The sequence below is a fragment of the Moorena sp. genome, assembly GCF_982860115.1.
Genome location: NZ_CEYLVT010000332.1, coordinates 1 through 6,222, shown reverse-complemented (window position 1 = coordinate 6,222; position 6,222 = coordinate 1). Strand labels below are relative to the sequence as shown.

Sequence of the window (6,222 nt, the reverse complement as noted above, 5' to 3'; positions counted from 1 at the left end):
GTTCAGTGTAGGCTTCCCAGCCAATCCGGGCATCCCTTAGGAGGCGCTGGGCTTTAAGAACGGACTGCCCTTCCGCTCTATTTTTTATATTTATTGCTGCATTGTGGTCTCTGTCCAAACTACAACCGCAGTGAGGACAATCGTGCCAACGGACGTGCAACTTTTTAGGAACTTTTTTCCCACAATCAGAGCAATTCTGTGAAGTATTCTGGGCACTTACTGGAACCGCCAACAAGCCAGCATTTAAGGCTTTGCTCGTTAGGATTGCTAGAAAGCTTGACCAGCCAGCATCCAACACAGATAATGCTAATCGGGTTTTGGCAAGCCCTTTTACATTTAACTTTTCGTGAGCAACTACATCATATTTTGACAGCAAATAATTGGCTGTTTTAAAGTGAAAATCTTTTCGCTTATCGGCGACCTTCTTGTGTTGCTTTCCAAGTTGTTTGATAGCTTTCAGTCTATTGTTACTTCCTTTTTTCCGTCGAGATACCCGTTTTTGAATAACTTTTAATCTTTTTTGGGCTTTTCGATAATACTGGGGAATATCAATGGTTTCTCCTTCCGAAGTGGTTAAAAACTCCTTAAGGCCAACGTCAATCCCAACTATTGAATTAGGGTTGATATCAGGCTTAACTTGAGGCACTGTTTTGTCTTCTAGAGACAGAACCAAGTAGTAGCCATCACATTTCTTGGTAATAGATGCAGTTTTAATTTTGAATCCGTCAGGAATAGGGCGATGCAGGACAACCTTGACCATACCTATTTTTGGGAGGTTGATCAGATTACCCTCTAGGCATTCGTCCTTGATCTGTGGATAGGTAAAAGTACGGTAGCGGTGACGTTTTTTGAACCTAGGTTTGCCGCTTCGTTTTCCGTTGATGTCTCCTTTGATAAATCTATCAAAGGCTAGCTTTACCCTTTTGACCACATCCTGAAGCACTTGGGAATGAATGTCTTTATACCAAGGGTGAGTCTCTTTGAGACTAGGTAAATATTTCTTCTGGCTGTAATAATCCGGGTTTTCTCTCAATTCGGAAATATGACAAACAAGAGGACAGGCGTTAATAGAACAGCGATTTTGATCGTACCAATTGAACCGATCAGCCAAAAGGTAATTGTACTGAGCGCAAAGCATAGACAACCAGTTGTCTATCTGTCTTTTTTGTTCTTTTGTTGGCTTCAATCGGTATTGGTAAGCAATTCTCACCGTGTTGCCCTCTTTTTTATCGACCTATTACAATTATACTATACGTACAGTCATATGGCAATTCATAATGAAAGATAAAAAATTAACAATCAGGATTACCAACTTTGAGAAAAGACAGTTAGCACAAGAGGCCGCAACGACGCGGAATGACTCAGTCAGAGTTAATAAGGAGTTTGATAGCTCGCTTCCCTGTTCGCGTAGCGGAGGCCGTAGGCCACGCTTCGCGAACGGCTTTGCCGAATCCGAAAGACCCTGTGCAAAATTCATCCCACACCTATGCTACGCATTAGGATGTGGGGCTTCTTTTGCCGGACAGCTAAATGGATTGTCTTTTTTGCGATCGCTCCCTACCTGATTCCCATGGCTCTACCAGCAAAGGCGGCGTTGCAGCAATTGAAGTATGAATTTATATTGTCTAGTTTTGGTAAAACCTCATTATCTGGTACCCCTTGTATAATCACAAAAATTAAAATTTAAATCCTAATAAATTCCAAGAATTTAGGATCCAGATAAATAGCCATGCCGCTAGCATACTCAAACAATAATACCCTCGTCTGATCCAAGACCAGTTTTTGTCTCTCCAAGCCAGTAAACCAATAATCGATACTAGAGTAGTCAAGCCTGTGGTCACAATGGGTAGATAAAGTAACGCAATTAGAACAGGGGGCATTCCGAAGAAAAATTCCCAGAAATCTATTGTACTAATAGTTATCCCCATTCCAATCAAAAAGCATAAATTGAAGACACTAATCAGACCAATGATCAACTCCACCAGACGAGTATGTCGTGAAACTATAGATAACGTTTTATTTTTGCGGCTAATTAATGGTCTAATTAGCCAAACTAAACATCCCCATAGGAAGATGGTCACAGAAAATCCTGCCAGTCCAAGCTGTAAAACAGGAGCTTCGTACCAGGGTAACTTTTCATAGGTTAAATGGACATGACTACTCATAGACATACCAGTAATTTTACCCTGACTATCTGGCCGAAAATTTATATACATACTGCTGTCAGTAGCACGAAATAGGAGTGGCTCGACTTCCTCCCATGTACTTCTTCCTGGAAATATAGTTAAGGTGTGGTCTTTATTAGTTTGAATAATCAATAATTTGCCCCATTCCAGCAAAACCATGGCTAGTTTGACCAGGGAGTTTCGAGGATATCGAATGAAGCGATAACCGCCCTTTATTTGTTTATATTGCTGTTCATATTGCTGGTTATACTGCTGGGGACTATCAGCTTCAGTGATAGTTTTAGTAATCGTTTCAGTAGGTGACGAAATGGTTTTATGTACAGGATAATAACGATCTAAAAACTGTTCAACCAAGTCGTCTCGCAAATTTTCATTAAGAGTGTTACGATTGTAAGCAATATAGAAACCTAACTTTTGTTCTGGGATTAAAAATAGCAGATTAGTATACCCTGACATGCTACCGCCATGCTCAATTATCCGTTGATTATTCACAAAGCGCTCAAAAAAACCATAAGTAGATCCTGCTACTTGAGGAAGGTTGGGAAAATTAGTATAGTGTTGGCGGTGCATCTCCTGTACTGTAGTGTCATTCAGGATACGCTCTGTACCATAACGACCTCCCTGTAAATGAGCAATCATAAAGTGAGCCATATCTTCGCCAGTAGTACTTAACGCTGTAGTAGGAACACTTTTATTACAGGTAAAGGGTTGATTTATATAATTGCCATTTTTGTACTGATATCCCACAGCTAAATCAGCAGCCAGCTGAGACGGTAATGGTTGCTGAAAACTACTTTGACTCATATTCAAAGGTTGTAGGATAGCTTGGTTAATATAGTCACTGAAAGGAATTCCAGCAACTACTTCGACTAAGTAACCTGCTAATGCTAATCCCACATCACTATAAACATATAATTCACCTGGTGGTCGCACTCGCTCTGGTAAATTTTCTGTGAGAAATTTTTCTAAGGATGGCAGCTGAGACTGGCAAAGAGTGGCTCCGCCAATCGCCCAAGCTACATCAAATCCATGAGTATGAGTTAAGAGATGATCAACTGTGATTGGCTTAAATTTATTAGTCTTGATTTCAAATTCCTTAAGATACTGGTTAATATCTTCATGTAGCTTAAGCTTACCTTGCTCGACTAGTTGCATTATTGCCGTAGAGGTAACTAGTTTAGATACAGAGCCTACACGAAACAGAGTTTTGTTAGGAATAACCGGTATCTGATCCTCAAGGTTGGCGTAGCCGTAGCCTTTAGAGAAAATAATCTTGTCATCTTTGACTAAGGTAAATACCGCTCCAGGAATATTATTTTCTGTCATTTGATTGACAAAAAAATCGTCACTAAATTCTTCTATATCCTTGAATTTAGTTAGTTTGACATGAGAATCATCCGTTGTAGATACCATCGGCAAATACCGGTTAGATACACTCAAAGATTCCTCAGCAAATACGGGAAGTACAGAAACACTAAGAATTAATAGAGCTAAACTTAGTGATTGAATCAGTTTTAGTAAGCTATTTACTGTTGTTTTCACTCAAATTTAACCCTTCAACAACATCCCAACGAAGCGGTGGGCTTATCATACCTTTTTCACTATAGTTTGAACGCACTAAAAAGTTATAAACACGCAAATGGTAGTCATAGGTATAAGCCCGATTCGGTTCATAAACCCCAACATCAACAAAATACTTACCACTGTTTAAATCTAAGCGGGATAGATGGAGTTGTATTTTTCCTTTACCTTTAATACCTGGTACTGATACTCCCATGGTAGTTGTGTTAGTCTCAAGACAAACTTGACTATCTTCAGTACTAATGAGGACACTAAAAATTAGTCCATCAATTGCTTGAGGTGAAAAGTACTCAATGTCAATAGCTAAGGAATCACCACTATTAATCTCTAAGCTAGGTAACAGCAACACATCGGTAATTTCTACTTCTAGAGAGCCAAAGCGGTTTTGATTCATTCGCAGTTGCACACCAGACCTAGTCACTTGGGAGGATCCGTTGGGAGTGCGTTGCTGAGTTTGCGATCGCATTTGATTGACATACTGTGCTACTACCACTTTTGGCTCACCGTAAGCCATGATTTGTCCTTGTTGTAGCCACAAAGCGCGATCGCAAAGTTGCTCAATTTGTTCGCTACTGTGAGAAATTAGGACAATAGCACAGCCAGACTCTTTCAACTGCGCAATTCGTTCCAAGCACTTAGCCTGAAATCTCAAATCCCCAACGGAGAGAAACTCATCAACTAGCATCACATCTGGGTCTGTGTGTACAGCCACCGAAAACGCCAGCCGCATCTGCATCCCTGTACTATAAGTGCGCACTGGATTATCGATAAACGGCTCAAGTTCAGCAAAGGTCACGATTTCATCAAACCGTCGCCCCATCTCTTCACGAGTAAGACCTGCTACCACACCACTAACAAAAGCGTTTTCTCGCCCAGTCAAATCTGGATGGAAACCAGCTCCCAAATCCAGCAGCGCTCCAATGGAGCCATTAACCGTAACCTTGCCTTTATCCGGTTTTCCAACCCCACCAATCAAGCGCAACAGGGTTGATTTACCAGCCCCATTGTGACCGAGAATGCCCAGCATCTGGCCTGGGGAAACGGTGAAGGTAATATTCTGCAACGCCCAAAACCTTTCCGCTGCCATAATATGCCGAAAACCCGACAGCGCCGCCTCCATAATGGTAAACGGTCGGTCAGGATGATAGTTGTTAAAGCGTTTACCGAGTTCTTTAACAATAATTGCATCAACCATCTATAATTCCTCCACAAAGCGATCGCTCTGCCACCGGAAAATTTGAAGACCGATAGGTAAACATACTGACGTGACCAAAGCCATAACTAGCAGAGCTAGCCAATCCGGTGCTGTGCCTTTAATTAGTACAGTGCGATAGGCGTTAACCAGATGCACCATCGGGTTAAGGTAATACAAAAACTGATAATTTTTGGGCACATTAGTAATATCATAAAAAATCGGTGTCACATAAAAAAGCAGCTGTAAAAGTACACCGATAGTATGCTGGGTGTCGCGAAACGTTACATTAAAACCAGCTAGTAGATAGGCTAAACTAATGGTAACGGCAAACTGGAGAACTTGTAGGATTGGTAACAGTATAACTACTGGCTGTAACTGAACACCATCGATTAACAGAAAGATAACTAATACTGGCAGGGCTAGAATAAAATGAATCAGACCTGTGGTTACCGTCACCACCGGTAAAATAGCGTTTGGAAAACCCGGTTGTCGGATCAGGGGGCGATTATGAATAATCACGCCAGTTGCTTGAAAAAGAGAGCTGTTAAACCATGTCCATACCAACAATCCAGAAAATGCAAATGAAGTATATTGAGGAATATCAACCGACAATACAAAACTGAAAACAAAGGTAAAAACAGCTAACTGAAGTAGTGGATTAAGCAGCATCCAAGCTACTCCTAAAGCTGACCGTTTGTAGAGTAGCTTCATCTCCCGATTAACTAGCTCTCGTAGCAAATCATAAAGATAATAAAACCGCCACTTAAACAACGGTTTAATTTTTGATTTTTGATTTTTTATTGAAGACATTGGAGTAATATAGCATTTTAATTTGAGATGTAAAACTAGAATTGATATAAATCGGGAATCGGGAATCGGGAATCGGGAATCGGGAATCGGGAATCGGGAATAGTAGGAAATAGAGCAGATTAATTATTTTATGATCTATTTTTAAATGCAATGCTAAATTACTTTTTTTTAGACGGTAATAAAGCAGTAAATAAAAGCTTGAAAGGTATTTATTTGCCAGACCAAAAAATAGTTGTTTTAAATAATAAAAAAACTAAAACTTTTATCAAGAAATTTTTCAGTCTTTGGCTGAGATTACAGTGTTTTTCATAACTATGAGGTACACAGAATTTTTTCACTCTTGCCTCTTGCCTCTTGCCTTCCCCTCCTGGGAGGGGTTAGGGGTGGGTTCCTATTGCCTATTGCCTACTCCCTACTCCCTACTCCCTACTCCCTACTCCCTACTCCCTA

The 6,222-nt window shown here is 40.5% G+C and carries 6 protein-coding genes; 1 reads left to right on the top strand and 5 read right to left on the bottom strand.

The annotated features are described in order from the left end of the window. On the bottom strand, nt 1-1,210 hold a 1,210-nt coding region (locus AC4II3_RS30635; RefSeq protein WP_490723003.1), incomplete at its 3' end, for an RNA-guided endonuclease InsQ/TnpB family protein. Nucleotides 1,211-1,486: 276 nt separating this feature from the next. On the opposite strand from AC4II3_RS30635, the gene AC4II3_RS30630 reads away from it, so the two are divergent. Next, nucleotides 1,487-1,687, top strand: coding sequence for a hypothetical protein (locus tag AC4II3_RS30630; RefSeq protein ID WP_488012339.1), 201 nt, complete (start codon nt 1,487-1,489; stop codon nt 1,685-1,687). Here AC4II3_RS30630 and AC4II3_RS30625 read toward each other — a convergent pair. The 4 genes from AC4II3_RS30625 to AC4II3_RS30610 are packed head-to-tail and all read right to left on the bottom strand — an operon-like array spanning nt 1,677 to nt 5,923. Beyond that, on the bottom strand, nt 1,677-3,728 hold the full coding sequence (locus tag AC4II3_RS30625) for a serine hydrolase domain-containing protein (protein WP_488012341.1): 2,052 nt from the start codon (nt 3,726-3,728) through the stop codon (nt 1,677-1,679). The genes AC4II3_RS30630 and AC4II3_RS30625 overlap by 11 nt on opposite strands. Beyond that, nucleotides 3,709-4,962, bottom strand: a complete 1,254-nt coding sequence (locus AC4II3_RS30620) for an ABC transporter ATP-binding protein (protein WP_488012343.1) — start codon at nt 4,960-4,962, stop codon at nt 3,709-3,711. Before AC4II3_RS30620 ends, AC4II3_RS30625 begins: the two co-directional genes overlap by 20 nt. Next, entirely contained in the window at nt 4,963-5,772 is an 810-nt protein-coding gene (locus tag AC4II3_RS30615) for an ABC transporter permease (protein WP_488012345.1), read from the bottom strand. Further along, nucleotides 5,738-5,923 carry a hypothetical protein gene (locus tag AC4II3_RS30610; RefSeq protein ID WP_488012347.1) on the bottom strand — a complete coding sequence of 62 codons (186 nt, stop codon included), beginning with the start codon at nt 5,921-5,923 and terminating at the stop codon, nt 5,738-5,740. Before AC4II3_RS30610 ends, AC4II3_RS30615 begins: the two co-directional genes overlap by 35 nt. Nucleotides 5,924-6,222: the final 299 nt, after the last annotated feature.